Annotated in this window: 37 protein-coding genes and 1 riboswitch; of the genes, 15 read left to right on the forward strand and 22 right to left on the reverse strand. The window is 62.0% G+C overall.

What is annotated here, in order from left to right; translation table 11 throughout:
- Positions 1-131 precede the first annotated feature (131 nt).
- Positions 132-404, reverse strand: coding sequence for a hypothetical protein (locus tag GSQ88_RS25670; protein WP_159010565.1), 273 nt, complete (start codon positions 402-404; stop codon positions 132-134).
- Positions 405-636: 232 nt separating this feature from the next.
- Positions 637-948: a hypothetical protein gene (locus GSQ88_RS25675; protein ID WP_159010566.1), complete on the reverse strand. Its 312-nt coding sequence runs from the start codon at positions 946-948 to the stop codon at positions 637-639.
- 208 nt (positions 949-1,156) lie between these two features.
- On the opposite strand from GSQ88_RS25675, the gene GSQ88_RS35050 reads away from it, so the two are divergent.
- The 3 genes from GSQ88_RS35050 (at position 1,157) to bfr (ending at position 2,521) form a co-directional block, all read left to right on the forward strand.
- The gene (locus GSQ88_RS35050; RefSeq protein WP_174248108.1) at positions 1,157-1,453 is read left to right on the forward strand and encodes a hypothetical protein; all 297 of its coding nucleotides are present in this window, start codon (positions 1,157-1,159) and stop codon (positions 1,451-1,453) included.
- A 180-nt stretch (positions 1,454-1,633) separates the two neighbouring features.
- Positions 1,634-1,900: a (2Fe-2S)-binding protein gene (locus tag GSQ88_RS25685; RefSeq protein WP_159010960.1), complete on the forward strand. Its 267-nt coding sequence runs from the start codon at positions 1,634-1,636 to the stop codon at positions 1,898-1,900.
- A gap of 135 nt (positions 1,901-2,035) precedes the next feature.
- Positions 2,036-2,521 carry a bacterioferritin gene (bfr, locus tag GSQ88_RS25690; protein WP_159010567.1) on the forward strand — a complete coding sequence of 162 codons (486 nt, stop codon included), beginning with the start codon at positions 2,036-2,038 and terminating at the stop codon, positions 2,519-2,521.
- 87 nt (positions 2,522-2,608) lie between these two features.
- Here bfr and GSQ88_RS25695 read toward each other — a convergent pair whose 3' ends face one another.
- The 5 genes from GSQ88_RS25695 to GSQ88_RS25715 all read right to left on the reverse strand — a co-directional run bounded on the left by GSQ88_RS25695 (position 2,609) and on the right by GSQ88_RS25715 (position 5,678).
- A complete protein-coding gene (locus GSQ88_RS25695) occupies positions 2,609-3,211 on the reverse strand; it encodes an MSMEG_1061 family FMN-dependent PPOX-type flavoprotein (RefSeq protein WP_159010568.1) in 603 nt (200 codons plus the stop codon).
- 83 nt (positions 3,212-3,294) lie between these two features.
- A complete protein-coding gene (locus tag GSQ88_RS25700) occupies positions 3,295-3,717 on the reverse strand; it encodes a DoxX family protein (RefSeq protein WP_159010569.1) in 423 nt (140 codons plus the stop codon).
- Positions 3,718-3,770: 53 nt separating this feature from the next.
- Positions 3,771-4,124 carry a hypothetical protein gene (locus tag GSQ88_RS25705; RefSeq protein WP_159010570.1) on the reverse strand — a complete coding sequence of 118 codons (354 nt, stop codon included), beginning with the start codon at positions 4,122-4,124 and terminating at the stop codon, positions 3,771-3,773.
- Positions 4,125-4,317: 193 nt separating this feature from the next.
- Positions 4,318-5,391, reverse strand: a complete 1,074-nt coding sequence (locus GSQ88_RS25710; protein ID WP_159010571.1) for an alpha/beta fold hydrolase — start codon at positions 5,389-5,391, stop codon at positions 4,318-4,320.
- A gap of 41 nt (positions 5,392-5,432) precedes the next feature.
- Entirely contained in the window at positions 5,433-5,678 is a 246-nt protein-coding gene (locus GSQ88_RS25715; protein ID WP_159010572.1) for a DUF2188 domain-containing protein, read from the reverse strand.
- Positions 5,679-5,823: 145 nt separating this feature from the next.
- On the opposite strand from GSQ88_RS25715, the gene GSQ88_RS25720 reads away from it, so the two are divergent.
- Entirely contained in the window at positions 5,824-6,090 is a 267-nt protein-coding gene (locus GSQ88_RS25720; RefSeq protein ID WP_159010573.1) for a DUF2277 domain-containing protein, read from the forward strand.
- Between the two features lie 96 nt (positions 6,091-6,186).
- Positions 6,187-6,384 carry a hypothetical protein gene (locus GSQ88_RS25725; RefSeq protein ID WP_159010574.1) on the forward strand — a complete coding sequence of 66 codons (198 nt, stop codon included), beginning with the start codon at positions 6,187-6,189 and terminating at the stop codon, positions 6,382-6,384.
- Between the two features lie 59 nt (positions 6,385-6,443).
- Here the strand turns inward: GSQ88_RS25725 and GSQ88_RS25730 are convergent, their stop codons facing one another.
- The 3 genes from GSQ88_RS25730 to GSQ88_RS25740 all read right to left on the reverse strand — a co-directional run bounded on the left by GSQ88_RS25730 (position 6,444) and on the right by GSQ88_RS25740 (position 8,269).
- Positions 6,444-6,971: a collagen-like protein gene (locus tag GSQ88_RS25730; RefSeq protein ID WP_159010575.1), complete on the reverse strand. Its 528-nt coding sequence runs from the start codon at positions 6,969-6,971 to the stop codon at positions 6,444-6,446.
- Positions 6,972-7,104: 133 nt separating this feature from the next.
- A complete protein-coding gene (locus GSQ88_RS25735) occupies positions 7,105-7,356 on the reverse strand; it encodes a helix-turn-helix domain-containing protein (RefSeq protein ID WP_159010576.1) in 252 nt (83 codons plus the stop codon).
- A 145-nt stretch (positions 7,357-7,501) separates the two neighbouring features.
- Positions 7,502-8,269 (reverse strand): SDR family NAD(P)-dependent oxidoreductase, encoded by a 768-nt coding sequence (locus GSQ88_RS25740; RefSeq protein WP_159010577.1) that lies wholly within the window; start codon positions 8,267-8,269, stop codon positions 7,502-7,504.
- A gap of 434 nt (positions 8,270-8,703) precedes the next feature.
- Between GSQ88_RS25740 and GSQ88_RS25745 the strand changes: the two genes are divergently transcribed.
- The 4 genes from GSQ88_RS25745 to GSQ88_RS25755 all read left to right on the forward strand — a co-directional run bounded on the left by GSQ88_RS25745 (position 8,704) and on the right by GSQ88_RS25755 (position 11,195).
- Positions 8,704-9,177, forward strand: a complete 474-nt coding sequence (locus GSQ88_RS25745; protein WP_159010578.1) for a hypothetical protein — start codon at positions 8,704-8,706, stop codon at positions 9,175-9,177.
- 536 nt (positions 9,178-9,713) lie between these two features.
- A complete protein-coding gene (locus tag GSQ88_RS35340) occupies positions 9,714-10,151 on the forward strand; it encodes a hypothetical protein (RefSeq protein ID WP_210253892.1) in 438 nt (145 codons plus the stop codon).
- Complete coding sequence (locus GSQ88_RS25750; RefSeq protein WP_159010579.1) at positions 10,148-10,441, forward strand: copper-binding protein; 294 nt, start codon at positions 10,148-10,150, stop codon at positions 10,439-10,441. Before GSQ88_RS35340 ends, GSQ88_RS25750 begins: the two co-directional genes overlap by 4 nt.
- A 319-nt stretch (positions 10,442-10,760) precedes the next feature.
- A complete protein-coding gene (locus tag GSQ88_RS25755) occupies positions 10,761-11,195 on the forward strand; it encodes a hypothetical protein (protein WP_159010580.1) in 435 nt (144 codons plus the stop codon).
- Positions 11,196-11,432: 237 nt separating this feature from the next.
- On the opposite strand, the gene GSQ88_RS25760 is transcribed toward GSQ88_RS25755, so the two are convergent.
- Positions 11,433-11,816: a RidA family protein gene (locus tag GSQ88_RS25760; RefSeq protein WP_159010581.1), complete on the reverse strand. Its 384-nt coding sequence runs from the start codon at positions 11,814-11,816 to the stop codon at positions 11,433-11,435.
- Positions 11,817-11,909: 93 nt separating this feature from the next.
- Between GSQ88_RS25760 and GSQ88_RS25765 the strand changes: the two genes are divergently transcribed.
- Entirely contained in the window at positions 11,910-13,202 is a 1,293-nt protein-coding gene (locus GSQ88_RS25765) for a GmrSD restriction endonuclease domain-containing protein (RefSeq protein WP_159010582.1), read from the forward strand.
- Between the two features lie 215 nt (positions 13,203-13,417).
- Here GSQ88_RS25765 and GSQ88_RS25770 read toward each other — a convergent pair whose 3' ends face one another.
- The 8 genes from GSQ88_RS25770 to GSQ88_RS25805 all read right to left on the reverse strand — a co-directional run bounded on the left by GSQ88_RS25770 (position 13,418) and on the right by GSQ88_RS25805 (position 20,196).
- On the reverse strand, positions 13,418-13,609 hold the full coding sequence (locus GSQ88_RS25770) for a hypothetical protein (RefSeq protein ID WP_159010583.1): 192 nt from the start codon (positions 13,607-13,609) through the stop codon (positions 13,418-13,420).
- Positions 13,610-13,736: 127 nt separating this feature from the next.
- Positions 13,737-14,156 carry a hypothetical protein gene (locus GSQ88_RS25775; RefSeq protein ID WP_159010584.1) on the reverse strand — a complete coding sequence of 140 codons (420 nt, stop codon included), beginning with the start codon at positions 14,154-14,156 and terminating at the stop codon, positions 13,737-13,739.
- A gap of 304 nt (positions 14,157-14,460) precedes the next feature.
- A complete protein-coding gene (gene thiC, locus GSQ88_RS25780; RefSeq protein ID WP_159010585.1) occupies positions 14,461-16,359 on the reverse strand; it encodes a phosphomethylpyrimidine synthase ThiC in 1,899 nt (632 codons plus the stop codon).
- Between the two features lie 218 nt (positions 16,360-16,577).
- Positions 16,578-17,186: a thiamine phosphate synthase gene (locus tag GSQ88_RS25785; protein ID WP_159010586.1), complete on the reverse strand. Its 609-nt coding sequence runs from the start codon at positions 17,184-17,186 to the stop codon at positions 16,578-16,580.
- Positions 17,173-17,955, reverse strand: a complete 783-nt coding sequence (locus GSQ88_RS25790; RefSeq protein WP_159010587.1) for a thiazole synthase — start codon at positions 17,953-17,955, stop codon at positions 17,173-17,175. The genes GSQ88_RS25785 and GSQ88_RS25790 overlap by 14 nt, the downstream gene beginning before the upstream one ends.
- Positions 17,956-18,244: 289 nt before the next feature.
- Positions 18,245-18,442 carry a sulfur carrier protein ThiS gene (thiS, locus tag GSQ88_RS25795; protein WP_159010588.1) on the reverse strand — a complete coding sequence of 66 codons (198 nt, stop codon included), beginning with the start codon at positions 18,440-18,442 and terminating at the stop codon, positions 18,245-18,247.
- A complete protein-coding gene (locus GSQ88_RS25800; RefSeq protein WP_159010589.1) occupies positions 18,433-19,449 on the reverse strand; it encodes an FAD-dependent oxidoreductase in 1,017 nt (338 codons plus the stop codon). The genes thiS and GSQ88_RS25800 overlap by 10 nt, the downstream gene beginning before the upstream one ends.
- A riboswitch (TPP riboswitch) is annotated at positions 19,437-19,579 on the reverse strand. (Overlaps the previous gene by 13 nt.)
- A 26-nt stretch (positions 19,580-19,605) precedes the next feature.
- Positions 19,606-20,196 carry a lytic transglycosylase domain-containing protein gene (locus GSQ88_RS25805; RefSeq protein ID WP_159010590.1) on the reverse strand — a complete coding sequence of 197 codons (591 nt, stop codon included), beginning with the start codon at positions 20,194-20,196 and terminating at the stop codon, positions 19,606-19,608.
- Positions 20,197-20,558: 362 nt separating this feature from the next.
- On the opposite strand from GSQ88_RS25805, the gene GSQ88_RS25810 reads away from it, so the two are divergent.
- Positions 20,559-20,774: an LIM domain-containing protein gene (locus GSQ88_RS25810; RefSeq protein WP_159010591.1), complete on the forward strand. Its 216-nt coding sequence runs from the start codon at positions 20,559-20,561 to the stop codon at positions 20,772-20,774.
- Positions 20,775-20,877: 103 nt separating this feature from the next.
- On the opposite strand, the gene GSQ88_RS25815 is transcribed toward GSQ88_RS25810, so the two are convergent.
- Both GSQ88_RS25815 and GSQ88_RS25820 read right to left on the reverse strand, forming a co-directional pair.
- Positions 20,878-22,215, reverse strand: a complete 1,338-nt coding sequence (locus tag GSQ88_RS25815; RefSeq protein WP_159010592.1) for an ATP-binding protein — start codon at positions 22,213-22,215, stop codon at positions 20,878-20,880.
- Positions 22,212-22,958 (reverse strand): response regulator, encoded by a 747-nt coding sequence (locus GSQ88_RS25820; protein WP_159010593.1) that lies wholly within the window; start codon positions 22,956-22,958, stop codon positions 22,212-22,214. The genes GSQ88_RS25815 and GSQ88_RS25820 overlap by 4 nt, the downstream gene beginning before the upstream one ends.
- A 169-nt stretch (positions 22,959-23,127) precedes the next feature.
- On the opposite strand from GSQ88_RS25820, the gene GSQ88_RS25825 reads away from it, so the two are divergent.
- From GSQ88_RS25825 to GSQ88_RS25840, 4 genes are all read left to right on the forward strand, one after another.
- Positions 23,128-23,847, forward strand: coding sequence for a hypothetical protein (locus tag GSQ88_RS25825; RefSeq protein WP_159010594.1), 720 nt, complete (start codon positions 23,128-23,130; stop codon positions 23,845-23,847).
- Between the two features lie 179 nt (positions 23,848-24,026).
- Positions 24,027-24,401, forward strand: coding sequence for a PRC-barrel domain-containing protein (locus tag GSQ88_RS25830; protein ID WP_246785007.1), 375 nt, complete (start codon positions 24,027-24,029; stop codon positions 24,399-24,401).
- Positions 24,402-24,591: 190 nt separating this feature from the next.
- Positions 24,592-25,131 (forward strand): PRC-barrel domain-containing protein, encoded by a 540-nt coding sequence (locus tag GSQ88_RS25835; protein WP_159010961.1) that lies wholly within the window; start codon positions 24,592-24,594, stop codon positions 25,129-25,131.
- 210 nt (positions 25,132-25,341) lie between these two features.
- Complete coding sequence (locus GSQ88_RS25840; RefSeq protein WP_159010596.1) at positions 25,342-25,554, forward strand: dodecin family protein; 213 nt, start codon at positions 25,342-25,344, stop codon at positions 25,552-25,554.
- Between the two features lie 200 nt (positions 25,555-25,754).
- On the opposite strand, the gene GSQ88_RS25845 is transcribed toward GSQ88_RS25840, so the two are convergent.
- On the reverse strand, positions 25,755-26,873 hold the full coding sequence (locus GSQ88_RS25845; RefSeq protein WP_159010962.1) for a metallophosphoesterase: 1,119 nt from the start codon (positions 26,871-26,873) through the stop codon (positions 25,755-25,757).
- Positions 26,874-26,968: the final 95 nt, after the last annotated feature.

The raw sequence follows: 26,968 nt of genomic DNA on the forward strand, positions 1-26,968 counted from the left end.
GAGCGCAGCGACATCCGGGTCGACGTGGTTTCCCGGATATCGCTGTGCTCATCCGGGCTACAAGAAAAAACCCGGCTGAAATCTCAGCCGGGTTTCGAAATCAAAGCGCGACAGTTGCCGCGTCGGTCAGCTTAGTTGCAGACCTCGACGCGACGGAAGCGCCAGTTATAGCCATCCCAGTAGCGCTCACGGACGAAACGGCAGGGCGGGGGAGGAGCGTCTTCCACATACACCGGGCCGCCATAGGCCGGACGGCTGGCGGCAATCGCGCCGCCGACAATCGCGCCGCCGATCAGGCCGCCGGCAACCGCCGCGCCAAGGCCGCGCTGCGCGCTTGCGGGGGTCGTCACGAGCGAACCAGCCACGGTTGCGACCGCGACGATGGCAGCAAATGTCATCTTCATGTCTAGGGCTCTCCTGGAGATGGCGCCTTACGCGAGCGCCGGGTTTAAAGTGACTCATACGCCGTATTCGACGCTGGCCGTCTCGCTAAAAAGCGCACAACAGTCAATCGGAAGTATACGTGGCGGGGCTGATGAGCCAAAAAAAAGGTTTTTTCAGGCCAAAAATTAGAGACACCCCCGGAAACATGCCATTTCCGGGGATATCGGCGTTGATTTAATGAAGGTGAACGGCTTAGCCGCAAATCCTGACGTTGCGAATCCGCCAGCCGTAGCCGTCCCAGAAACGCTGCCGCTGCCAGTAGCAACCGGGAGCGGCGACATAGGCCGGCCCGCCGCCGTAATAGCCATAACCGGGGCCATAGCCGTAGCCGGGCCCATAGTAGCCGGGGCCGGCAGCAACCGCGCCGCCGACAATGGCGCCGCCGATGAGGCCGCCTGCGATGGCCGCGCCGAGGTAGCGCTGCGCATGGGCCGGCGCGGGCGCCACGATGGTCGAAAGCGCCAAGGTGGAAACGGCCGCAAGGGCCAGCAATGTCTTCTTCATGACTTCACCTTTTCTCACTGAGCAAGGACAACGATTATAGCGTTTTGTCACGACGAAAGTTTCACATTCTTTTTGAATGATCAATGAACGGGACCGCCACATTTAGCGACTAATCGCAGCAGGCGCGGGGCTTTTTTGCGATGCATAACACGGTTTGTTTCCGGCTGTTTCCCCGCCGTCTGGGTCGATGCACCGCGTGACGGACGCGATGACAATTTTCGGAATTGCGGTCGGTGTAACGGCGCTGCTCTGTTACGTGGTGGTCAGGCAATCGCAGAACCGCCGCGTGAATCGCACATCATCCGGCGATAGCTCGGGGTCGGCCGATACCGGCTATGACACCCGTGATAGCGGACACCACCATCATGGCGCGAGCGCTGATCATTCGGGATCCGATCATTCCGGCCCCTCCGGCGATTCAGGCGGTGGCGATAGCTCCGGCGGTGGTGACGGCGGCGGCGGTGATGGAGGAGGTGGCGACGGCGGTGGTGGTGGCAGCGATTAGGGCTGTCCCTGCGAACAGGATGGTGCGCGTTTGTGCCTGCGCCGCAGTTACTTTTAGACTTATTCTAGATCGTAGTGGCCAGTTTGGAATTGCTTGAAATCGGGCTTTTTCCTTTTGCATCCCGCCGCGCTCTTCAATATCTCATCTAGTACCGCGTCACCGAATGAGCCCTTGATTTTCATGATTGTTTGTTCCTGTAACGTCCTGACCGACCATGACGTCCGCAGCGCGGTCAATGGTACGGATGACCTTCCCCGGAATGCCAAGCAGATCTACGGCTGCCTCGGCTGCAGTGCGGAATGTGGCCGGTGCGCGCGCACCATCAAGGCCATCATTGACGACGCGCTGGGGGCCTGCGCCAAGGCCTGCTGCTCGGGCTGCCCGCACAGCGGCGCGCATGCCGATTCCCATACTTACGACCTCACGGCCCTCACGGCGGCGGCCTGACAACTTCCTAATTTATTGAATCTTCAGGCCCTTTTGTCGCTCCGGCAAAAGGGTTGCTCTTGCTCGTAATCTCATTTAGAAGCATTCTAAATTAAGCGACGAGGCCGATCTTGGCCTCAAAACCGGAGCGTTATCATGCAGGGCGACCCAAAAGTCATCGACTACCTCAACAAGGGTCTGCGCAGCGAGCTCACCGCCATCAACCAGTATTGGCTGCACTACCGGCTACTGAACAATTGGGGCCTGCTGGAGATGGCCAAGGTCTGGCGCAAGGAATCCATCGAGGAGATGGAGCACGCCGACAAGATCACCGACCGGATCCTGTTCCTCGACGGCTTTCCCAACATGCAGGTGCTCGATCCCTTGCGGATCGGCCAGAACGTCAAGGAAATCATCGACTGCGACCTGGCCTCCGAAATCGCTGCCCGCGCGCTGTACCAGGAAGCGGCGACCTACTGCCACGGCGTCAAGGATTACGTCACCCGCGATCTGTTCGAACGCCTGATGAAGGACGAGGAAGAGCACATCGATTTCCTCGAAACCCAGCTCGATCTGATCCAGCGTGTCGGCCTTGAGCTGTACACCCAGAAACACATCGGTGGCCTCAAGAGCGAGGACTGACGCGGTATTTTGTCATAGCCGGGCAGAAGCGCGTCTTCGCGCTTCCGCCGGGCATGACCGAGAAGGGCGCGTTTTCAGCTCTGTAATTTACAGCTGCGTCTTGTAGCGCTCATAGACCACGTCCTGGCCTTCCGGCTCGCCGAGGCTGGTTTGATCGTGGATCACCTGGCTGATGCTCGGCATCACCGAACGTTCGACCCGCTCGGTCGACCATAATTTCGAGCGCATCAGCGCCTTGCCGCAATGAAAATAGACCTCGCTCACGTCGATCCGCAGCACCGCACGCGGTGGCTTGCCGAACTCGACCATCGAGGCCAACAGATCCGGATCGGCCGACACCTTGCCCTTGCCGCCGACGCGCAAGGTCTCGTCGATGCCGGGCACGAAGAACACCAGATGCACGAAGCCTGAGCCCTCGACGATGTTGCGAAAACTGTCGATCCGGTTGTTGCCGGAACGGTCCGGCATCAGCAGCGTGTTCGGACCGGCGATGCTGACAAAGCCCGGATTGCCGCCGCGCGGTGATGCATCGACGCTGCCGTCGGCGCCGGATGTCGCCAGCACGCAGAACGGCGACATCTCGATGAATTTTGCGGAATGGCGATCGATCGCCGGTCGCGCCTTCGCCAGCACGCGCGGCGTCGGCGCCGGGTAGATCGAGGCGAGGTCACATGCGGCAAGATCGGTCAAGGGCGGTCTCCGGGAAGAAGGCGTCGTGACCTCTCCAGCTTACATCGCAGCGGCCGTCATCGCAATGTCACGGCGGCCGCCGTCTATCGCTTGCGCCACGGCCAGTCGATCACCCCGGCGCAATACAGTGCCCACCAGACGATGATGGGCTGAAACGCCAGGCGCGGCCCGTGATAATACCAAGAGTTGGTGATATGCGGCAGTTCGATGCCGTCGATTGCATGCTTGAAATTGGCCGGCCACACGCAGATCGCATAGGCGGCGAACGCCACGCCTGCCCACCAGCGCAGCGGCGTCGTCACGAGGGCGACCGCGCCCGCAAGCTCGCACAGCCCGGTGACGAAGATGATTTGCGGCGCGAACGGCACCCATGACGGCGTAATCGCGAGCAACGCATCCGGCGCCAATAGATGCGCCATTCCGGCTGCCGCGAAAAACGCGGCGAGAACCCAGCGCATGATCGCGCGGGGAACGGCGGAACGATCGGGCTGGTGGTCGGAAGGCATTCCCGGCAGTAGCATCTGCGGCGCGGTTGCGCCATCCGCTCAACTGACAAAACTCACACCGCGTCGGCCGGCACGAAGCAAGAGATGATGATGCCGCCGCGATGGTGCACGTACCACACCACGGCTTCGCCGACCGGATTGCCGCGGTCGCGGATGATGGCGTGGTCCGGCACCGGCATCCATTCGCCTTCGATTGGCACCCAATAGGCGCCGCCGCGAAAATCATATTCGGTGCGATGACCGTCGGCGATGTCGCAACAGGGCACACCGTTCGGCGCCACCACGCCTTTGAACCAGGCGCGGATGTCCGGCGGCACGTTTTCATATTGTCCGTTGTCGAAGGCGAACGCCGCGCCCGTCAGCGCGGATAACCACGCGAGCAACGCGATCTGCGCGAACCGTCGCATGCGACCCTCCATAGGGTTCGTTTCTTGTCGGGGCGTACTAAATTTGCGCCACGAATCGCATGATTGAACGCGAAGTGGCTGCGGCTGTCGTGCGGAAAAAATGAGCGATGCGCGGCCGCAGCGAATTGATGCGGTGCGAAGATCGGCGCTTGCTGTTCGGCGTGACGTTGCGCCTTGCGAGCCTCAGCGCGCCTCACATCGTGCGTTGCGGCGCGGTCTGCAGCAATTCCCGCAACTGGCTTGCGTAGAATTTTGCGTTACCGGTGGTGAGATGACCGCGGGTCTCGGTGCTCGCCGGGACGAGATATAGCCGGCCGTTCCTGATGCGCTGGATCGCCGCATCCGTGACGCCGGTCTCCGGCGGATTGCGCTCATCGTCGGCCGCGTTGATCGCGAGCAGCGTCGCCTGGATTTTTTCCATCTCGGCGGCGGCATCGTAATCATGCGAGGCCTCCCACTGATAGATGTAGTCGTTGGCATCGGCGGTAACAGGCAAAGCCAGTTGATCGTCGACCAACTTGTCGGCCTGCGCTGCGGTCGGCGCCTGCATCTGATAGGCCAAGGTGCCGCCGGCCGATGCAAACCGGTAAGCGCTGATGGCATATTTCATCATGCGCGGCTGCGTGGTGTATCGGCCCTCGTTATAATCGGGATCGTTGCGGATGGTTTCGATCATCATCCGCCGCAGCATCCAGTTGCGCGCCGCCATCGCGGTCGGCTGCGACGCCATCGGCACCAGCACGTCCATGAAGTCGGGGTATTTCACGCCCCACAGCCAGGTGTGCATGCCGCCCATCGAATTGCCGATCACGAGCCGCAAATGCTTGATGCCGAGGCCCTCCCTGACCAGGCGATATTGCGCGTCGACCATGTCGGCATAGTCATAGCGCGGGAATGCCGTCTTCATGGCGTCGGAGGGCTTTGAGGATTGGCCGTGGCCGAGCCCGTCCGGAATGATGATGTAATATTTCGCGGCATCGAGCGGCTGGCCGGCGCCGAACAATTCGCCCGCGAAGGTCGGCGTCAGCAGGCTGGCCGACGAGCCGCCGGAGCCGTGCAGCACCAGGACCGGCTGGCCGGTCGGCTCGCCGATCGTGATGTAGTGCAGCCGCAGTTCCGGCATCGTCTCGCCGGTGTGGAACTTGAAGTCGCCGGCAATCCAGTCGCCCGGTTTCGGCGCGGGATAATCGGCCGCGCGCGCGGCGGGGGACGTCATGGCCAACACCATCGCACAACCGATTGCAAGCGCCGCACGTGAAAGCTCCATGATACGTCTCCCATGGCCGCGGGAATACCAGCGTGTTGCGCTTAAGTCTTGTCCTCGATATCGGTTTCGGGACGGTCGCTGCCGGCGGCGGTCTCGGTGTGCCATTTGCCATCGGCGGTCTCGTATTCGATCGCCTCGGTGCGGCCCGGCACGCGCTGCTCGGCGGCAACCCGCTTGGCGGCGGCAAGGGCTGTGGCATGGGTCGCGAACGGCTCCGAAAACACGCCATCGACGGTATAGGCCCAGCCGCCGTCATGCTGAACGATCTTGTAGGTGACGTGGGACATGCTGGAACTCGCTTTTTGCTGGCGTCGCGCGGCGACAGGGGTGAAGCCGTACGGTATTCTATGACAAAATCGGCCGCGATGTAGGATTTTACGCGTCCTCGATCGTCCTCGAGACAGGCAAGCCGTTCCGGCAGAGGAGAGAACCATGTGCCGCAACATCAAGACGCTGTTCAATTTCGAGCCGCCGGCAACGCACGCCGAAATCCACGCTTCGGCGCTGCAATTCGTGCGCAAGCTTTCCGGGTTCAACTCGCCGTCGCAGGCCAATGCCGAAGCGTTCAACCGCGCGGTCTCCGAAGTTTCCGATAGCGCGCGCCGGCTGCTGCAAGCGCTGCAAACCAACGCCCCGGCGCGCGACCGCGACATCGAAGCCGAGAAGGCGCGGGAACGCTCAAGACTGCGGTTCGGGTAATCGCGGAACCGCCTGCCAGCGTGATCTGGCTCACGGTACGACGCGGCGGCGACGCCCATGATGGCGGGCAGTTTTGTCGGCCATCGGAGCAGAGCCATGAATCCCACCAGCGGACTGAGAATGAGCGCGATCTTTTTCACGGTGTTCTGGACCGTAGGCATGCTGTGGTGGCGCGGCACGCTACAGCCCGCCAGCGTCGTCCTCACCGTGATCGGCGGCAGCATTGCCGGCTATCTCTGGTATCGCCTGATGCGGCGATGGGTCGTCCGCCAGACATCGCGGGCAAGTGACTGACCAAAGACGTGGTGCCGGGGGCAGCGGCGGATGTCGCCGCGCCCCGCCATCACGGCTGCTTAGGATTGCTTCTTGTCCTTGTGTTTCTTCTTTTTCTTCTCGCGACGATCGTCGTCATCGTCTTCGTCAGCGGGCTCGCTCGCCTCCGCATCGTGCAGCGCGGCCAGCGCTTCCTGCTCCGCAGCGGCCCGCTCCGCGGCCTCGCGCTCGGCGGCTTCACGCGCGCGCCGGTGATCCTCCCACGCATCGAAAATCAGGTGCAGCCACGGCATCACCTGCTCGATTGACGGCAATTGGCCGGGCGGCCCCGGCTCGCCGCGCGGTCCGGCCTGGCCGTTCACGCCCGGTTTGCCCTGTGGCCCGGCTTCGCCACGCGCGCCCGCTTCGCCCTTGAGGCCGGGCTTGCCCTGCGCTCCGGCCTCGCCGCGCTTGCCGGCCGGCCCGGCCTTGCCCGGTAGACCGGGCTTGCCGCGCGGCCCTTCCGGGCCGGGCCTGCCCGGATGTCCCTGAGGTCCCGGCTCGCCCGGACGTCCGCGCGGGCCTTGCGGGCCGGCTGTTCGTGATCTGGTCGTGCTGTCGTCGGCCACGTGCATACTCCCCGCTCAATCCGGGGCGTTTTTAGCAGACGTTCGATGACGGCAGCAATTAAGCTTGCCGCGCGAGGGGATTCATCAACAGCAAGATCAATGGCACGGGATCGCGCCGCATCCCGGATCAGCTCTAGTCGGCCGGCGCGGGGACATCGATCCCGTCGGTCGTATACAGCCGGATCTTGTTGCGCATGGTGCGCACCGACAGCCCGAGCACGCGCGCGGCGCGGGTCCGGTTGCCGTCGCAGCGCGCCAGCGTCTGCAACACCAGTTCGCGCTCGACCTCGCCGACGGTGGCGCCGATCAAGAACGGCACGATTTCGTTCGGGGTGAGTGAAGAAGCCGGAACTTCCGGCGCATATAGTGTGGACTCGTAAGCCATCGATATCTCCCGATCAACGCTCGCCCCAGTCGTGGGCGGAAACATCGAGAATGAACAACCCCCAGCAGCCTCAGCGACCGTGTGCGGAGTCGGTTAACAGAATCCTAACGCGGGCGGCAGGCGCGGAAATACCCTGACCGCGACACTAAATCGCCCGATAGCCGCCATCCGCCATCACAATGGAACCGGTGACGTAGCTCGACAGATCGGAGGCCAGGAACAACGCCGGCCCGACGATATCTTCCGGCTTGCCGGCGCGGCCGAGCGGGGTGTGATCGATGAAGATCTTCACCAGCTCCTGGTTGGTGGCGCGCACATGCGCGTTGAGCGGCGTTTCGATCAGCCCGGGCCCGATGGCGTTGACGCGCACGCCGTCCTTGCCGAGGTCGGCGGCCAGCGCCTTGGTGAAGCCGAGCACGCCGTGCTTCGACGCCGTATAGGCCGGCGAGTTCGGCGTGCGCACATGCACAAAGGACTGGATCGAGCCGATATTGACGATGCGGCCCTTGCTGGCGCGCAACGGCGCCAGAAACGCGTGCGTGACGTTGAAGGTGCCGTTGAGATTGATCGCCATGATGTCCTGCCAATCCTTCAGCACCGCGTCGGGCTCCGCGGTGAAGGCGTTGCGGCGGTTGATGCCGGCATTGTTGACGAGGATCGAGACCCGCCCGACCTGGTCGGCGACTTTTTTGGCCACCGCGATGCAGTCATCGTGGCTGGCGACATCGAGGGCGAAGCTGTCAGCCTTGCCGCCGGCCTTGCGGATTTCTCCGGCCACTTCGGTCGCCGCCGCTTCGTTGAGGTCGAGCAGCACGACATGGGCGCCTTCGCGCGCGTAACCGAGGGCGATCGCGCGGCCGATGCCGGAAGCCGCACCGGTGACGACGGCGATGTGATTTTCGAGAAGCGGCATGGCGGTTTCCTCTGCTTTTGGTTTTTGATTTTGCCAGAGGATAGCGCGCAAGGTCGGCAAAGCCAACGGGCCACGCCGCCGCGCAGACCATGCATGCGCGTGGGCGTGCGGATGGTTCAATCGAAAAGCGAACCGTCATCGGGAAGCTACGAAGGTATCTCGGACGTCATCCCCGGGGTGAACGCAATTGCGTTCACCCGTGAGGTGCGCGCTCTTTCTTGCGCGCCTCGAAGGATGGCCGCACGCACGACGCTGAACACCATCCTTCGAGACGCGGCGAAGACGCCGCTCCTCAGGATGACGATGTGCTTGGATCTGTGCCCAGGGCAGTTCCTGGAGCTAATTCATCTTCACGACAGTTTAGATCAAACTGCAAGCAACCGAAACGCTGCGGCGGTTTGTGCGTTGGACTGCTTCGACATCGGGGCACCACCATGGACAGTCAACTCAAGGCCTGGAAGTTGCGCGCCGACCGCTTCTGGTCCGCGGCGTCAGGCGATTATCGCGACGCCACCCAACTCGCCGCCGATATCGCCGGCAGCGGCGCGGACGAAGCGCTGCGGCAGGCGGCGGCGCAGGCGCTGCCGAGCCTGCGCAACGCCATGCTCGCACGCGCCGACCGCAGCACGCGGGACCTCGCCAGGCGCCGCCTCAGCGTGGTTCGCGATCTGCTGCATGCACTGAGCGCGACGCCATTCGGCAAGCGCGGCCACGCGCCGGCGCCGCTGACGCCGCAAGAGCACCACCGGCAGATGCTCGGATTGCCGTTCGGCCGCCGCCTCTCGGTGCCGGAGATCCAGCAGGCCTACAAGCGCGCCGCCAAGACCAGCCACCCGGACGGTGGCGGCAGTGTGCGGGATTTCGTCCGCCTGTCCGCCGCCCGCGACGCGCTGATCAAGGAGAAGTAAGCGCGATCGGCGCCAAGCGTTCAGGGACGCGACGCGCGCGATATTTTTCGGATCAACTTGTCAAACAGCGTATCGATGACGAGCGGGCTCTCTTACCCTCCCCTGGAGGGGGAGGGTCGACGCGCCCCGGCGACGCGCAGCGTCGTCCGGAAGCGGCGGGGTGGGGTGGCGGCGCGGCGGATAACGATAGTTGGCGCTCCACTCGGAGTTACTCCACCCCACCCCGTCTCACATTTCGCTGCGCTCAATATGAGCCGACCCTCCCCCTCCAGGGGAGGGTAAGCGCACACTTCCGCATTCTCGCGACACGCTGCGCCCGAGTCTTGCAAACTCATTTGCCCCCAAAACAAAGAGGGCGCAGGCGACCCTCAAGAGAGGGCGCAGGGAAGACCGGGTGCGCGCTGCACCCGCGGTCTCGTGTGCAAACATGCGTATAAAAAACGCACACGAGCATACAGGTTCAGCGGAAACACTCCGGCCTTCCCTGCGCGATGGTTTTACAGCTTATTCCGTGCTCTCCCCGGTGAGACCAGAGCTTGTTTGTCACCGTCGCCCTCAAGAAGCGTGAGCTTCTTGCGAACTTGACACCAGCCATTGGGGCGTCAGGACCACACGGCTTCGCCGTCCGCGAACGCTTGCGATCGTCTTTCGCAAACCTCGCGTCCACCGCATCCCACCGCGCGTTTCGTGACGTGCGCAACGCCCCTCTCGTCGGGCGGGACGCACGCAATACGCAACTGAGTTGGGTCAAAAACAAAGCGGAATATTTTTCGCGAGGGGGCTGGACAGGTTTTGCCGCACGCGAGGTGATTTGCCCGACGGGTTGTTTTGTCGCAGCCACGGCCATCGATTTGCCCTTGCGTGTGGCGACGCATAACCCGCCGCGCTGGCGCGGGCAGGCGTCATTTAACCGGAACAAATCCGCGCGTCGCGGTTTATCGCCAACGCCTCCAAAAATCGGGAGATTTCGATGAATCTGGCAAGGATGATGTTGGCTGGCGCCATGCTCGCGGCCGTCCCCTCGATGACCCTGGCACAGCAATCGCTCAACGGTACGATCACCAGGATCGATCGGCTCAACGGGACCATCGCCGTGAGGCAGCCCCAAAGCGGCACCGTCGGCGCCAATGGCGGCGGCGCCACCGATCAACAATTCAAGGCCCCGGTGGCCCTGCTGGACAGCGTGCACGCCGGCGACAAGATCGGATTCACCGTGAGCGAAACCGGCGGCAACAAGACGATTACGAAAATCGACAAGCAGTAGGTTGCGGGTTGCAACGCCGCAGCCTTTGCTTTGAGCGAAAGTTCGCTTCGCATGAGCCCATGAGTTCGTCATGCCCGGCCTTGTGCCGGGCATCCACGTCTGACTGAACTTAAGCAAGCAAGACGTGGATGGCCGGGACAAGCCCGGCCATGACGATGGAGCTATTTCAGCAGCCCGGAAACCGCCGAAAGCAACAGCGCGACATCGGCGCCACACCTACAATCTCTATCATTCCGCACGCCTCGCGGACATATCAACGCGGCCGCCCATCCGCTAGATTGGCACGATTCGTTTGCCCGTCATCTTCCGGAGAATTACCATGAGACTGTCATCCGCGGCCCGCGCCGTACTGTTCGTGCTGGCGCTGCTCGCCGGATCGTCCGCCGCCCGGGCCGACGAGGGGGCGGTGACTCTGATCATCTTCAAGGCGGGCTGGTTCTTCGGCGGCTCCGCCGGCACCGGCGTGATGACGTTCCACGGCAAGACCTACGGGCTCTCGGCCGGCGGGATCGACTATGGCCTCGTGTTCGGGGGATCCCAGACCACGTTGAATGGGCGGGTCCGCAATATCCGCCGGGCCGAGGACATCGCCGGCGTCTATGCCGCGGCGGGCGCCGGCGTGGCGCTCGGCGCCGGCGTGCGCGGCATCTTGCTGACCAACCAGAACGGCGCGATCCTGGAACTGAGCGGCAAGCAGGTCGGCCTGATCGCGAACCTCGACCTCAGCGGACTTGCGATCACGTTGAAGCAGTAGCTCGTCGCGTGCCTCTGCGTTCTCGTCATGCCCGGGCTTGTCCCGGGCATCCACGTCTTACAGCCGCGACGCAAGAAAAGACGTGGATGGCCGGGACGAGCCCGGCCATGACGAAAAAAGTAGGGTGCGGCGCGCGAAAGCAGCGCAGGCTTCGTAGGGTGGGTTAGCGAAGCGTAACCCACCATCTTTCCACGCGCCGGGAGCGGTGGGTTACGCTTCGCTAACCCACCCTACCATTCACGCCTTCAGCGACGCCACGCCCTCGATCTCGATCAGCATCTTCGGATCGGGCAGCGCGACCACCACGCAAGTGGTGCGGGCCGGATAGGGCGCCGGTCCGAACGCTTCCGCATACAGCTTGTTCATCGCGGCGACATCAGCCGCGCGCGTCAGCAGCACGTTGAGCTTGACGAGATCGCCGAAGCTCGCACCGGCCTCATCGAGCACGCGCTTGATGTTGGTGACGACGTTGGCGAACTGCGCCTCGAAAGTGTCAGGCAGGCCGCGGTTCTCGTCGAAGCCCGGGATGCCGGAGATGAACAGGAGATCGCCGACGCGGGCGGCAAAGGAGAGTGGCGGGGATTTGACGCCGGGCGGGGGAGGGAAGTGTTGGATGGGCATGGGGGTCCTCGTAACTAAGGGTAGATGTTGGGGGCGGCGCTTGCCGCAGGTTGAGTTACCGGGCAGAATAGCACGAAAGCGAGGAGGACTGTCGTGAGTCTACAAGCCAACTTCGGCGAACGCACAATTAACGAACTACAACTCATTTTTCGACACCGACAAATTAACTTGGAGCCGGGCTTTCAGCGAAATTCTGTTTGGTCGGAACTAGACCGGCGGCGGCTGATCCACTCCGTTCTGTCGAATTTTCCTGTGCCATGCATCTTCCTGTACCGGCGAAATGACCGTGGCCGCATCGTCTATGACGTTATCGACGGGAAACAGAGACTCGAAACAATTTTGATGTTTACGGGGACCGGGCGTTTTAGAGCCGATCGGTTCGAAGTAAAGCTGGATCTAGACAAGGGACCGGAGTGGGTAGGTTGGCCCGAACTAAGAAAGCGGCATGCGGAACGTCATCAGTTCGAGAGTTATAAAATCCAAACTGTCGAAGTGTCCGGTGATTTCTCCGAAATTGTTCAGTTGTTCGTACGCCTCAATGCTACTGGCAAGCGGCTGACTTCAAGCGAAAAGCGGCACGCCAAGTTCTACAAGAGTCCCTTCTTGAGAGACGCTGAGAGGCTAGTAGGTAAGTTTCAGCGGTATTTGCTTCAACAAAAAATTCTAACACAAGCACAAATTGATCGGATGAAGGGAACTGAGCTCTTTGCAGAGTTATTGATGTCGATACATCACGGAGGGCCGATCAACAAGAAAACATCGCTGGATCGAGCTATTGGGAACGAAGGCATTAACGGGAATACCTTAGCGCGTCTAACTCGCGAGTTCGTCGCGACGTTAAATCTACTGAAGCGAATGTTTCCGGATATTCGGCCCACGCGCTTTCACAATACGGTAGAATTCTACTCGTTGTTCATGCTGATTTGGCAGATGAACAAAGAAAAGTTTGTTCTTCAAGATAAGGCCCGTAACCGCGTCGCCTTCTCCTTACTCAAAAAGCTCTCGAAGGGAGTTGATGACCTTCGCCTGCAATTGCGAAAAGCTGCAATCCCCAAGAACGTACAGCCAATCTATCGAGATTATTTGCTGACCGTGCAGGGAGATACTGACAGTGCGGCTACGAGAGAGCGACGCGTCGGAATACTCAACGGGCTGTTGCGGTCACTGTACGAGCGCAAGGACGAAAAGCGAATCTTCTCAGCCGAGCAGCGTCGAATCATTTGGAACGGTGAAGAACAGCACAACTGTCCAAAGTGCAGGAAGCGCCTCGCGTGGGGTGATTTCACCGTCGATCACATCGTTGCATACGTGAATGGTGGCAAGACAAGCCTTCGTAATGCTCAACTGATGTGTAAGAGTTGCAACAGCAAAAAAGGGAGACGTTAGATGTTGCCTTATGGGAAATGACGAGAATATCGGGCCGTTTAGGATTCGACGATGCTAATCCTACAGATTCCAGCTGGCTCCAAGTATTTGGAGCAGCGCTTGGAGGCGGTCAAATCAACCCCAGAGGGTAAAATTCGAACATGGATAGACGAGAAGCTGTTCCACTGGCGCTATCGTGATCGGATAAAGATTAGGTTTGCTCGACCGCCGACGCCTCAATCGTTGTGTTTCGCATAGGCAGCAATGAGCCGCTGAAACATGTTCTTGTTCTGCTCGCGGCGATCATTGCGCTCTTGCGTGATTTCTTCGCCGGCGCCCCATATCCGAAAACGGAACGGGTGATCGCCACGCGTGGCTTGTTCCAGCTGATCGCGGTAATGCGCTATAGTCTCGTCAAACCTGCCCATTGCGAGCCTCCGTTAATGGATGGGATTTTTTTCTGACCTAACTGCTGTTTCGTGACCCGCATGTGGCTAGTAATCCCTAGCAGCGCGTTTCGACCGCGGGGGCGGACGCGGCTACGTTGGGGTTTACTTACGCGGCGTCCTCGTCGTCGACGTTGTTAAGCATGCGAGCACACTGCAACAATTGACCGATATATTTGCGTCGGATTTTGTGGGTTCCAACCGGGAACGCCTTAATCCATTCTGCTTTGTCTTCATCCAGCGCAGCTAGATCGAGATATGCAATTTTGCAATCTTCTATCAAAATCTTGACGCTCAGGCGCTGATATCCGATTTCGGAAACTTCTTCAGAGCCATCCCGAATCTGCATGAGCTTTTCCGCTTGGCGGGTGGTGAACTCTTCACTTGTCCGGTCACTCGAAATGCTCTCAAGAAATTTGACCTCCCAATCGGTCAACTCAGCGTTCGGCAACTTCAGCAGGTAAGCAGCCAAAGCCCGCGCCGACGTCGGGTCTTTGCGAATTCGATCAATTTCGCGCCAAGAGGCCATGTGTCAGCTCCATCGAGTGCCGACGCCACGCAACTGAACAACTCGTGTATAAACGGGGTATAACTGGGGCGGCTAAATGCGCCGCACGTCACGTAAAAGACGCAACAGGTTCACGACTCGCTATTATATTAAGTCAACTCCAAAAAATTACTTTTGTCGATCCCAAAGCAGGGATTGTGGGGAAAACTATTGTGCAGCCCGTTGTTATTTGAGACCGAAGCAAAAAAAGCCGGGCTCTCGCCCGGCCTTTCGCATTTCCGATGGATGCCCGGGTCAAGCCCGGGCATGACGAGCAGCAGATGCCTCACAACACCTTGTTACTCTCCTTCACCTTCTCCGCATCCAGATACACGCTTGAGCCCATTTCCTTGAACTTGGCGCTCATCTGCGCCATGCCGTCTTCGATAGTGCCGGAGATCGACAATCCCACCGTGGTCGGGTCGTTCAAGGTCGCGGCGTAGTCGCGGACGTCCTGGGTAATCTTCATCGAGCAGAACTTCGGGCCGCACATCGAGCAGAAATGCGCGACCTTGTGGGCGTCCTTCGGGAGCGTCTCGTCGTGATAGAGCCGTGCGGTTTCCGGATCGAGGCCCAGGTTGAACTGGTCATCCCAGCGGAAATCGAAACGCGCGCGGGACAGCGCGTCGTCGCGCAGTTGGGCTGCGGGGTGGCCCTTGCCGAGATCGCTTGCGTGGGCTGCGATCTTGTAGGTGATGACGCCGACCTTGACGTCGTCGCGGTTCGGCAGGCCCAGATGCTCCTTCGGCGTCACGTAACACAGCATCGCGCAGCCGAACCAGCCGATCATGGCCGCACCAATGCCCGAGGTGATGTGGTCGTAGCCCGGAGCGATGTCAGTGGTCAGAGGCCCGAGCGTATAGAACGGCGCTTCGCCGCATTCCTTGAGCTGCTTGTCCATGTTGATCTTGATCTTGTGCAGCGGCACGTGGCCCGGGCCTTCGATCATGACCTGGCAGCCTTTCTTCCAGGCGATCTGCGTCAGTTCGCCGAGCGTCTCCAGTTCGGCGAATTGCGCGCGGTCGTTGGCGTCGGCGATCGAGCCGGGCCGCAGGCCGTCGCCGAGCGAGAACGACACGTCATATTTGCGCATCAGGTCGCAAATTTCCTCGAAGTGGGTGTAGAGGAAGCTTTCCTTGTGATGCGCCAGGCACCACTTCGCCATGATCGAGCCGCCGCGCGACACGATGCCGGTGACGCGGTTCGCCGTCAGGTGGATGTAGGGCAGCCGCACGCCGGCGTGGATGGTGAAATAGTCAACGCCCTGTTCGCACTGCTCGATCAGGGTGTCCTTGTAGAGCTCCCAGGTCAGCTGGACGGGGTCGCCTTCGCACTTCTCCAGCGCCTGGTAGATCGGAACGGTGCCGATGGGAATCGGCGCATTGCGCAAAATCCATTCACGGGTGGTGTGGATGTTGCGGCCGGTCGAAAGGTCCATCACGGTGTCGGCGCCCCAGCGGATCGCCCACACCATCTTGTCGACTTCTTCCTCGACCGACGACGTCACGGCGCTGTTGCCGATATTGGCGTTGATTTTTGTCAGGAAGTTGCGGCCGATGATCATCGGCTCCAGTTCGCCATGGTTGATGTTGCAGGGGATGATCGCGCGTCCCCTTGCGATCTCGCTGCGGACGAACTCAGGCGTCACGAACGCCGGCAGCGAGGCGCCAAAGCTTTCGCCATCGGCGAGCGCTGCCTCGGCGCGTTCGAGTTGCACCTTGCGCCCGAGATTTTCGCGGGTCGCGACATAGATCATCTCCTTGGTGATGATCCCGGCGCGGGCGAACTCCAACTGGGTGATCATGTGGTCGCCCACGCCACGCAGCGGCGTGTGATGCGCGGTGAACGATTTTGCGGCATGCGACGCGCCGACATTGCCGTTGTCTTCCGGCTTGATGTCGCGTCCCTCATATTCCTCGACGCCGCCGCGCTCTTTCACCCATTCGATGCGGGCGCGGGCAAGGCCGGCGTTGACGTCGATGGTCACGTTCGGATCGGTATAGGGGCCGGAGGTATCGTAGACCGGCAGGTTAGGTTCGTTGGCGCCTGGGCTCAGGATGATCTCACGCAAGGGCACGCGCACGTCGGGCGCTTCATCGGGCGTGATCCAGATTTTGCGCGAGGCGGGCAGCGGCCCAGTGGTGACGGCGGGAAGCGTGGTGTCGGGGTTGGAGCGGATGTTCATGGTGTATCCTCCTGTGAATTTCGTCGTTCGTGTTGGTTATTCTGGCGCTGCGCCAGAGCCGTCAGCGTGTGCTTGAAGTGGAGTCCTCATCCTGAGGAGCGGCCTCTTGGCCGCGTCTCGAAGGATGGCCGCGTGTGGCCCATGGTTCGAGACGGCGCCGAAGGGCGCCTCCTCACCATGAGGTTTTCTTTGGAGCTTGCGATGGATGTCTTTCATTCTCACGCGGCCTTCGCGTTTTTGCCGAGCCAGGCGCGCACGCGCGCGTCGGGGTCGGCGTTCTGGGTGACGTCGGAGACGACCGCGATGCTGTCGGCGCCGGCGGCGAAGATCGCTGGTGCCTGTTCGAGCTTGATGCCGCCGATCGCGACCAGCGGGATGTTGCCGATGCGTTTCTTCCATTCGGTGATTTTTGGGATGCCCTGCGGCGCGAACCGCATCGATTTCAGCGTGGTCGGAAAAATCGGCCCCAGCGCAATGTAATCGGGACCGGCGCGCAGCGCGGTCGCCAGTTCCTCGTCGTCATGGGTGGAGATGCCGAGCGTGAGACCAGCCTCGCGGATCGCGTGCAAATCAGCATCGACCAGATCTTCCTGGCCGAGATGCAGATGTTTGGCGCCCGCGACGATCGCCGCGCGCCAGTAATCGTTGACCACCAGTTTGGTCGCCGTGCCGTTGGTGATTTCGAGGGCGTCGGACACGATCTGCAATGCCTGGGAATCGTCGAGATCCTTGGCGCGCAACTGGATGGTGCCGACGCCGAGCGCGGTCAACCGCGCGACCCAGGCGACGCTGTCGACGACGGGATAAAATTGATCAGGATACGGCATGCCAAAAAGGTGTCCCGATGACTGGAGTGGAGGGAGAGGCAAAATCGCGGGCTTCCATTAATCCTGCTTCGTAAGCGGTGCGTCCGGCCTCGACGCCGAGGCGAAACGCGTTCGCCATCGCGACCGGGTCGGCGGCCTTGGCGATCGCGGTGTTGAGCAGCACCGCATCGTAGCCGAGTTCGAGCGCGTGTGCGGCGTGGCTGGGCGCGCCGATGCCGGCATCGACCACCAGCGTGATGTCGGGCAGGCGGTCGCGCAGCAGTTTTAAGGCGTCGCGGTTGATGATGCCGCGGGCCGAGCCGATCGGTGCGGCCCACGGCATCACCACCTTGCAGCCGGCTTCGACCAGCCGCATCGCGACGGAAAGATCTTCGGTGCAATAGGGAAACACCTCAAAGCCGTCCTTGATCAGAGTCGCGGCAGCTTCAACCAGACCGACCACGTCGGGCTGCAAGGTGTCGTTGTCGGCGATCACTTCGAGCTTGATCCAGGAAGTCCCGAACAATTCGCGCGCCAGTTTTGCGGTGGTCACCGCCTCGCGCACGCTGCGGCAGCCGGCGGTGTTGGGCAGCACGGTGACATCCAGCTCGCGGATCAGCGACCAGAACGCATCGCCGGTCTTGCCGCCGGCGGCTTCCCGCCGCAGCGACACCGTGACGATGCCGGCGCCGGACGCCCGTATCGCCGCCTGCATGATCGCCGGCGACGGATACAACGCGCTGCCGATCAGCAGGCGGGACGAGAAGGTTTTGCCGTAGAAGTTCAGCATGGGCGTCTCCGCACGTAACTCCCTCCCCCCTTGCGGGGGAGGGTTGGGGAGGGGGGTGGACACGAGCACGGTGCCCGGAGACCCCCACCCCCGACCCCTCCCCGCAAGGGGGAGGGGAGAAGAGAGCGACCGGGCCGCGGATCGAAGCCGTCATCCTGAGGTGCGCGCTCTTGCGCGCCTCGAAGGATGTTGTTCAGCGTCGTGCGTGCGGCCATCCTTCGAGGCTCGCCGAAGGGGGCTCGCACCTCAGGATGACGGCGGAGTGTGTTGCCGGTGTTCTGCATCATCCTCACCCTCCCTGCCGTGGCGTGATGATCTCGATTTCGTCGCCGCTCTTCAGCGCGGTTGCGGCCCAGCGGGCCTTCGGCAGCACGTCGAAATTCAGCGCGATGGCAAAGTGCGTGCCTTCATAGTCGAGTTCGCCGAGCAGCGCATCGATGCTGGCGGACGAGATTTCGCGAGGCTCGCCATTGACGATCACGCGCATGGCATCACCTCGTTGTCGATCACGCCGCGCTCGATATAGCCGAGCGTCAGTTCCGCCAGCGCCGGCGCCAGCAGGAAGCCATGGCGATAGAGCCCGTTGACGGAGATTTTGTCGCCCTCGACCGCGATGCGCGGCAGATTGTCGGGGAACGCCGGCCGCAAACCGGAACCGAATTCGACGATGCGGGCTTCGGCGAACGCCGGATGCACGGCGTAGGCCGCACTCAGCAGTTCCAGCGCCGAGCGGACGCTGACGCCGCTATCTTCCGCCTCGATCGAGGTCGCGCCGATCATGAACTGATGGTCCGCACGGGGGATGATGTAGAGCGGCCAGCGCGGATGGATCAGGCGTATCGGGCGCGAAAATTCGATCTCATTGGTTTCGACGATAATCATCTCGCCCTTGACGCCGCGCAACCCGGCTTGGGTGTCGCGCGCGGCAAGGCCACGGCAATCGATCACGATGCCGTCGCAGTCGTCAGGATTCGCGTCGCTGTTGAACTGGAGTTTGCCGCCGGCTTCGATCAGGCGCGCATGCAGTTGCGGCAGCACGCGCCGCGGCTCGACATGGCCTTCGTCGGGGTAAAACAGCCCGTCGCGGAAGCGGCCTTCGAGTGCCGGTTCGAGGTCGCGCATCGAGGCCGCATCGAGCCGCCGGTGGCCGGAGGTCATCCTGGCAAAACGGTCGAAATCGGCGCGGTCGCGCGGATGCGCCACCACCAGCGAGCCGTTGAACGGCGTTTTGGGGAAGTGCTGTCGCCACAGATCGAGCGAGCGCAGGCCGAGGCGGACGATGACGGGCTCGGAGACCTCGGCCTCGCACCAGGGCGCCAGCATGCCGCCGGCCCAATGGCTGGTCGCTTGCAGCATCGCCGCGTCGCTGCGCTCATGCAGCGTCACTTGTCGGCCGGCCTGCGCGAACAGCAAAGCCTGCCAGGCGCCGGCAATGCCTGCGCCAATAATAGATATGGACTCTTCCCCTCGCGGGGCCTTGGTATCCTGAAACATCCCTGTCCCTTCGCCGGCATGACCCGGATCAGGTTCAAAGGGTCACCGCGGTCTCGCACCTGCGAACGAAATTTGCAGGCTTGAGCGTGCGGTCTCTCAGCTCCTCGTCGGAGCTCCCCTCGGAACGACTCTAATGTAGGCCGATGGGTGGCGGTGTCAACGCGCCTTCACGCCGCTGTCACCTGCTTGTGGCGCGGGGGCCGGCCCGGCCGCGGCCTCGGATTTGGCCTCTGTGACATCTTTGGCGCTGTCTCTCGCGGACGTGTCGTCCTTCACCGCGGCTACGGCCTCCACTTTCGGTGGCGCAGTCGATGGGCCGGATTTAGCTTCCTTCAGATGTTCTAGTCGCTGGTGTTTTTCGGCAAAGTAATAGCCGGCGGCGTAATAATGCACGGCGCGGTCGTGGTTGCCATTGGCGGCGCGAAACGCGCCGGCCAGATATTTGATGCCGTACATCAGATTGGTCGCGGGATCGCGCAAGCCCTCGGCGGTGCCGGTGTAGCCGAGGCTGCGCGCGGTCGCGAGCTTGATCTGCATCAGCCCGATGGCGCCGCCGCTGCCGAGCAGCGCCGCCTGATATTTGCTCTCGCGGATAATGACCCGATGCACCAGATCTTCCGGCACCAGATTGGCCTTGGCGTGGGTGGTGATCAGCTCTTCATATTTGGCGCGCTGGGCCAATGCGGCGTGCGAAAACGGCAGCATCGCGATCGCGACCAACCATCCCAGCGTAAGCAGACGTTTCATTGACGAAGCCCCGAACCAAGCGCGCCAACGCTTAACACACCGCAATTGTTGCAAACGCCGGGCGGCGATGTGGCGAAATTGCGGCGCGGGCCGTGTGCTGCCGTCACCCTGAGGTGCGAGCTCTTGCGAGCCTCGAAGGGTGGCCGCATGGACCGACCTCGCAGAACAGCATCCTTCGAGACGCGCGCGAGGGCGCGCTCCTCAGGATGACGCCGGTGGATGTGTCGTCGTCGCGCAAAAGACTCAATGGCGGTTCAACAAATTGCCACGACAGGTTGCGATGATCCACCACGACAGTGATCCGTCAGTAAACCTGTCCAAACCGCTTCAAAAAACAAGAATCCGAAAAAGGGAGATGCACCATGGCTTCTTCTCATATGGCTTCTGCTCATCTGCGAACCGGGTCCGGTGATGTGCCCCGCGAAAACCCCTGCGCGCAATGCGGCCGGCCGATCTCGATCCCGGAATGGATCGAAGCCGGGCAGCGTCGCACGTCCTATCTCTGGCATTGCTTTGCCTGCGACTACCGGTTCGAGGCGGTGGCCTTCGAGCCCGCGCAGGAGCCGCTCGCGGCCTGATAGAGTTTTATTTTTGACGCGTTTTCTTCACGCGAACCGGCGGCCACGGAGCCTGTCATCGGGCGCGCATTCGCGCGACCCGTTGGCTCGAAAACGCTATGGTTCAGGCGGCGGCGAGCCTGCTCTCCTGGCGAACCGGCAGTTCGATGCGAACGATCAGCCCGTGAGGCGTGCGGTCGTTGAGCGACAGCGCGCCGCGATGCGCCAGCACGATGGTGCGCGCGATCGACAGGCCGAGACCGAAGCCCGAGGCTTCGTCCATGTTGCGGGCATCGTCGCCGCGCACGAACGGCTCGAGCATGACATCCTTGCGCGAGTCGGAAATGCCGGGGCCATCGTCCTCGACCTCGATCGTCATGATGTCGGGCGATACGATGAGGCGGATCCTGGCCTCGGCGCCGAACCGGACCGCGTTCTCGACCAGATTGGTGACGCTGCGGTGCAGGTCGTCGGGCCGCACCGTGGCCATGGCGTGCTCCGGGCCCTCGTAGACGACCTTGTGTCCCATATCGGCGAATTGATCGGTGACGAGCTGCAGGGAGCTTGCGATATCGACCAGCGTCATGGATTCCAGTTTGCGGTCGTTGCGCAGGAACGACAGTACGGACTCCAGCATCGATCGCATCTGGTCGAGATCGCGCAGCATCCGGCTGCGATGGCCGTCGTCTTCGATGAATTCCGAGCGCAGCCGCATCCGGGTGATCGGCGTGCGCAGATCGTGGCTGATCGCGGCCAGCATCTTGGTGCGGTCGTCGATCAAGGCCGTGATCCGCTCGCGCATCCGGTTGAGCGCCTTGGCCACCGAGCGAATTTCCTCAGGGCCACGTTCCGGCAGCGGCGCGGCGGCGCCGTTCAGGCTGAAATCTTCCGCCGCCTTGGCGAATGACGACAGCGGCGCCGTTAGCGCCCGGGCCGCCCACAGGCCGAGCAGGCTGACGCTGATGACCGCGAACAGCAGCGTCATCATCCACGGTCCGGTCCAGAATGGGCGTGGCCTCGGGTCCGGCAGCATCCGGGCCGAAATCATCGCGCCGTCCGGCAACGCGATACCGATCCGTTGGGCATCGTCATCCGGCCCGAGCTTAACGATCCGATAGCCGGCGCCGAGATGCCGATGCAGCATGCGCTTTTCGAAGCTCGGCGCATCGTTGGCCGATGCGAGCTCCGAACCCGGTGGCAGAGTTGCGATGTCGAGTTGCGGAAAGGCGCGGGCGATGTCGGCCAATAGCCGCGGCCTTTCCGCCGGGGAGGCCGAGCCCAGCAACTGGATCGAAGCCGCGATCTGGCTGTGGCCGTGGTCGATCGCGGGCTCGGCCTGGTCGGGCCGGTGGATCAGGAAGACGGCGGTGATGATCAGATGCAGGGTCACGACCGACGCGAGTACCAGCGCGGCGATCTGTCCGCTGATTCCCCTGAGGTTGAAAAAGCCCGCCAGCTTCATGATTTGTCGCCGGCGGAAACCGCGACCGCTTCCACCGTCGGGGTAAACATGTAGCCGCCCGAGCGCACCGTCTTGATCATGGTGGCATCCTGCGGATCGGCTTCGATCTTGCGCCGGATACGACTGACCAGCACGTCGATGCTGCGTTCGAAGGAGCCGGAGCTTCGTCCTTGGGTCAGATCGAGCAGGCTGTCGCGCGACAGCACGCGGCCCGGCCGCTCGCAGAAGGTTCGCAGCAGGTCGAACTCGGCGCTCGTCATCGCCACCCGCGCGCCTTCCGGGTTGCGCAACTCGCGCAGCCTGAAATCGATCCGCCATCCGAGAAAGCCGAGGGTGGTCGCGCCATTGGTGGCGCTGATGGTCTGGGCCGCGGCCTGGCGGCGAAGCACGGCGTTGATCCGGGCCAGCAGCTCGCGCGGATTGAACGGCTTGGCGAGATAGTCGTCGGCGCCCATCTCCAATCCCAGGATGCGATCGAGATCCTCGCCGCGCGCGGTGAGCATGATGATCGGCACTTGCGATTCCGTCCGCACCTTGCGGCACAGGCTGAGGCCGTCCTCGCCGGGCAGCATCACGTCGAGGATCAGGAGGTCGACCCGCTGGTCGGCCATCGCGCGCGCCATTTCGCGTCCGTCGGACGCCGCCGCCACGTTGCAACCATTGCCACGCAGATATTTGGCGATGAGCGACCGCGTCTCGCGGTCGTCCTCTACTACAAGGATGTTCGGTGATGCGGTGGCCATGCGGACCTTTGATGTGATGCGGGAAGAAATGACGAAAGGTTTTTGTTTCCGGATATTTCTGACGCGTTCGGCGTAACCTCAGGCAACATCATTGTAGGGCGATAAAAAGGTCTCGTTAAGGGGCCTAACCTTACCGTTGCGTTATCTTAGAAGAACCTTTGGAGCCATCATGACCTCAATTTCTGCGACCTCCAGCAGTAATTACCAGTCGCCTCTCCAGCTGCTGCAGGCCGAGCTGCAATCGGAAGTCAATTCCGGCGCCGTCAGTTCGTCCGACCAGAGCACGCTGTCTTCGGCACTGACCGACATCAACTCCTCGCTGCAGGGCGGAGCCTCAAACAGCTCCAGCAGCTCGAGCAGCACCAGCACGACATCTCCCGGCGATATCCAGTCCAAGATCAACAGCCTGATCCAGGGCGAAGTCACGAGCGGCAAGCTGACATCAGCGCAAGCCACCGAGCTGCAGGGCGTCTTCCAGAATGCCTTCGCCAACGGCCCCGGCAGCACCGGATCGACCGGCAGCACCGCGGATGCTTCAAGTGCTGCCGCACTTGCCGGCGCGTCCGGCGGACCCGGCGGTGCGGGTGGACCGCCCCCGGGTGGGCCCGGCGGCGCGGGCGGCGCTCACCATGGCCATCACGGTGGCCACGGCGGTGCGTCCTCCGCGAGCAGTTCGTCATCCACGAGCAGCAGTTCGTCATCGACCAGCTCAACCAGCAGTTCGTCGGATACCAGTTCGGCGACATCGGCGCTTGAGCAATTTCTCCAGTCCTTGCAGGATTCGCTGTCGTCCTCGTCATCGACCTCCTACAACGCGACCGGGAACTCCACTTCCGCCAGCGACGGCAGTTCGTCGTTTTCGGCGCTGCTGATCAATTACCAAACCTGATCTCAAGCCAGTTTCCCCGCCGACGCACACACGGCGCACAAGGCGATTATTCTTCCCAGAAAGGGAAGGATGATTGCCAGAAAGGGAAGGATGATTGTCGTTATTCGGCTTGGGTTTGCTGGAACCCGGTTGCGGTTGGCACGTTGGTTCGGTCCATCAACCCGTCAGGGAGGATGATAATGACCGACGTCATGACCAGGCCACATCAGTTGATTGCCAGCGATCGGGTCGAAGGTACCGCGGTGCGGCGCCCGAACGGCGACAAGATCGGCCACATCGAACGGCTGATGATCGACAAGATCAGCGGCAAGGTGTCCTACGCGATCCTGAGCTTCGGTGGCTTCCTCGGCATGGGAACTAATTTGTTGCCGCTGCCATGGGCGCGGCTCAGCTACAATCCGCGCTTCGAGGCTTACCAGCTCGATATCGATGACGACGAACTCAGGCGTGCCCCGTCATTCCGTGCCGACAAGGATTTCGACTGGGGTGATCGCTCGCAGGAAACCGAATTGCATCGCTATTACGGAATTCCACCCTACTGGGGCGGCTTCTGACCGCCCGTATCGGGCGAGACGCAACGCGCTACGTGTAGGCGGCGATAATGCCGTGCGCGACGACCGCGATGTTCCGCGGAACTCCAAAAATAATTCACATCGCGAATTCTGAAAATGCGATTCCGTGACCGGAACGGCCAGCGTGCCAGCGCGTTTTCTTAGGACCATTTCATCTCAAGGGAGAGACATGATGTTTGCAAAATATGTTGCAGCCGGTTTGGCCGGTACCGCGTTGTTTGCCACGGTTGCGTTCGCACAGACTTCCACCACAACGACCGATCGCGCCAATATGACGCCGGCGGCGGCATCGGGTTCGTCGTTCCAGGGTGATTGGCGCACCTCGAAAGTCGTTGGCCTCAGCGTCTATAACGACAACAACGAGAATGTCGGCTCGATCAACGATCTCTTGACCGACAGAAGCGGGAATATCAAGGCGGCGGTGATCAGCGCCGGCGGTGTGCTCGGTGTCGGCGCGCATCTGGTCGCGGTCCCCTTCGACAAGATCAAATTCGTCAACGAGCCGGTGGCCTATACCGGTACCGCGGCTGTGCCAAACACCGGCGCAACCAGACCGTCGTCGACGACGACCACGGGTGCGGCGACCGGCACGACCTCGGCAGCTCCGGCCACCAGTTCGAAACCCAATCCGTGGTACCCGGATCATGCGGTATACAACGCGACCAAGGACGAGCTGAAGGCGATGCCTGAGTTCAAATATTCGACCGAGTAAGGCTGCGTTCTAACGTCATAAGCCGACGCTCAAGCATTGCTACAGATCCTGGATAGCCGGACGGGCACTCCCGTCCGGCTATTTGCGTGAAGCGATGCCTCATCCGGCGAAATCCGCAACATGCTGCGCCGCATCCTATCGGCGCCGAATTCCTGATGTTAGGCTGGCGCGCGGCAGGAGCACCTGCGTCCTGCCCACAGGGAGGACGACATGAGCGAGAGCGTCTACAAGGTTATCGAGTTGATCGGGACCAGTGAAGAGTCCTGGGAAAAGGCGGCCAAGGCGGCCATCGACAGGGCCGGAAAATCCCTTCGCGATCTTCGTGTCGCCGAGGTCGTCAAGCTCGACCTGCAACTCGACGCCAAAGGCCAGATCGAGGCCTACCGCGCCAAGCTGAATGTTTCGTTCAAGTTCGAGGACTAAAGCGCGATGAGGTGAGGTTCGATCACCGACTAAGCCGTCATTGCGAGGAGCGACAGCGACGAAGCAATCCATTCTCCGTTTGAGGCTATGGATTGCTTCGCGGAGCCCGTCATCGGGTCGGCCAGAGGCCGGCCCCGTTGGCTCGCAATGACGATTCAACCTGGACTCATCCTGCTTTGGCAGCCGCGCACGGAGTGTGATCAGATCGAACGGCGCAGCGTGATCCGCGTCAACTCCGACGGGCGTCCGAGCCGCAGCGCAAAGCCAGGCCAAAGCGCGGTGCCGTTGTTCACATACAAAGTCATTCCGTTGACGTCGTAGCGGCCCGAGACGTATCCGGCGTTGGCACGCGCCGTCAACCGGTCTAATCCGACGACCATGCCGCCGTGGGTATGGCCGGAAAGCTGCAATGCCACGCCGGAAGCAGCGGAACGCCGCGCTTCTCTCGGCTGATGATCGAGCAGGATGACTGGCGCAGCTGCCGGCGCGCCCTTCAGGGCGGCGGCGAGATCCGGAGCGGGGTGGCCGGAATGAAACGCCGACAGATCGGTGACGCCGGCCAGCACCAGCTTGCCGCCCTCGCGGTCGAGTACCACGTGATCGTTCTCGAGCAGGCGCATCCCCATGGCGGCGTAGTGCGCCATCCACTCATGGTAGCTGAAGAAGTATTCGTGATTGCCGGGTATGACGTACACGCCGTCTGGTGCGCGCAGGTCGCGCAGCGGCTCTATGTCCGCACGCCGCGCCGCCAGAGAGCCGTCGATCAGATCACCGGTCACCACGATGAGACTTGCGCCCAGGCCGTTCGCGCGCTCCACGACGGCACGCGCCCATTTGGCGGGGAAGAGGCGGCTGATGTGGAGGTCCGTCAGTTGAAGCAGCTTGTAACCGTCGAATTGCGGCGGAAGCCCACGGATGCCGATCTCAATATCCTTGATCGGCGGCACGCGCACTGCTTGGTGCACGCCAATCGCGGCCAACGCGGCGGCGACGGCTGCGATTGCATAGCGGACGGCGTCAGGCACGTCCACGCCGCCACCATGGACCGCCATGGCGATCAACGTCCCGACGTCGAGCAGCACTTGCAGCAGCGCGAGGAAGATGGTCGCTCCGAACGCCCAGTTGAACAGGATCACGAGCGGACGGGGAAATTCGGGCGAGAACACCGAACCCGAGGAGAGCCGGCACCAGTAATGGTACTGCGAGGCCGCCAACAGCAGAATGGCAACAACGCCTTTCACCGAAAGCGGTAATTCCAATGGCGCAAGGAACCGCGTGACGACGAGCAGGGCGGGCAGGCCAAATATGAGGTGGAAAATCAGTCTTCTCCGAAAGGTTGGTTTCTCGACGGCCAGATCTTGCTGAAAAATCAGCCGCCGTTTGCGGCGTTCCCTCCTTGCGTGGGGGAGGGGGG

Source organism: Bradyrhizobium sp. S69 (assembly GCF_009766005.1).
Taxonomy (GTDB): domain Bacteria; phylum Pseudomonadota; class Alphaproteobacteria; order Rhizobiales; family Xanthobacteraceae; genus Bradyrhizobium.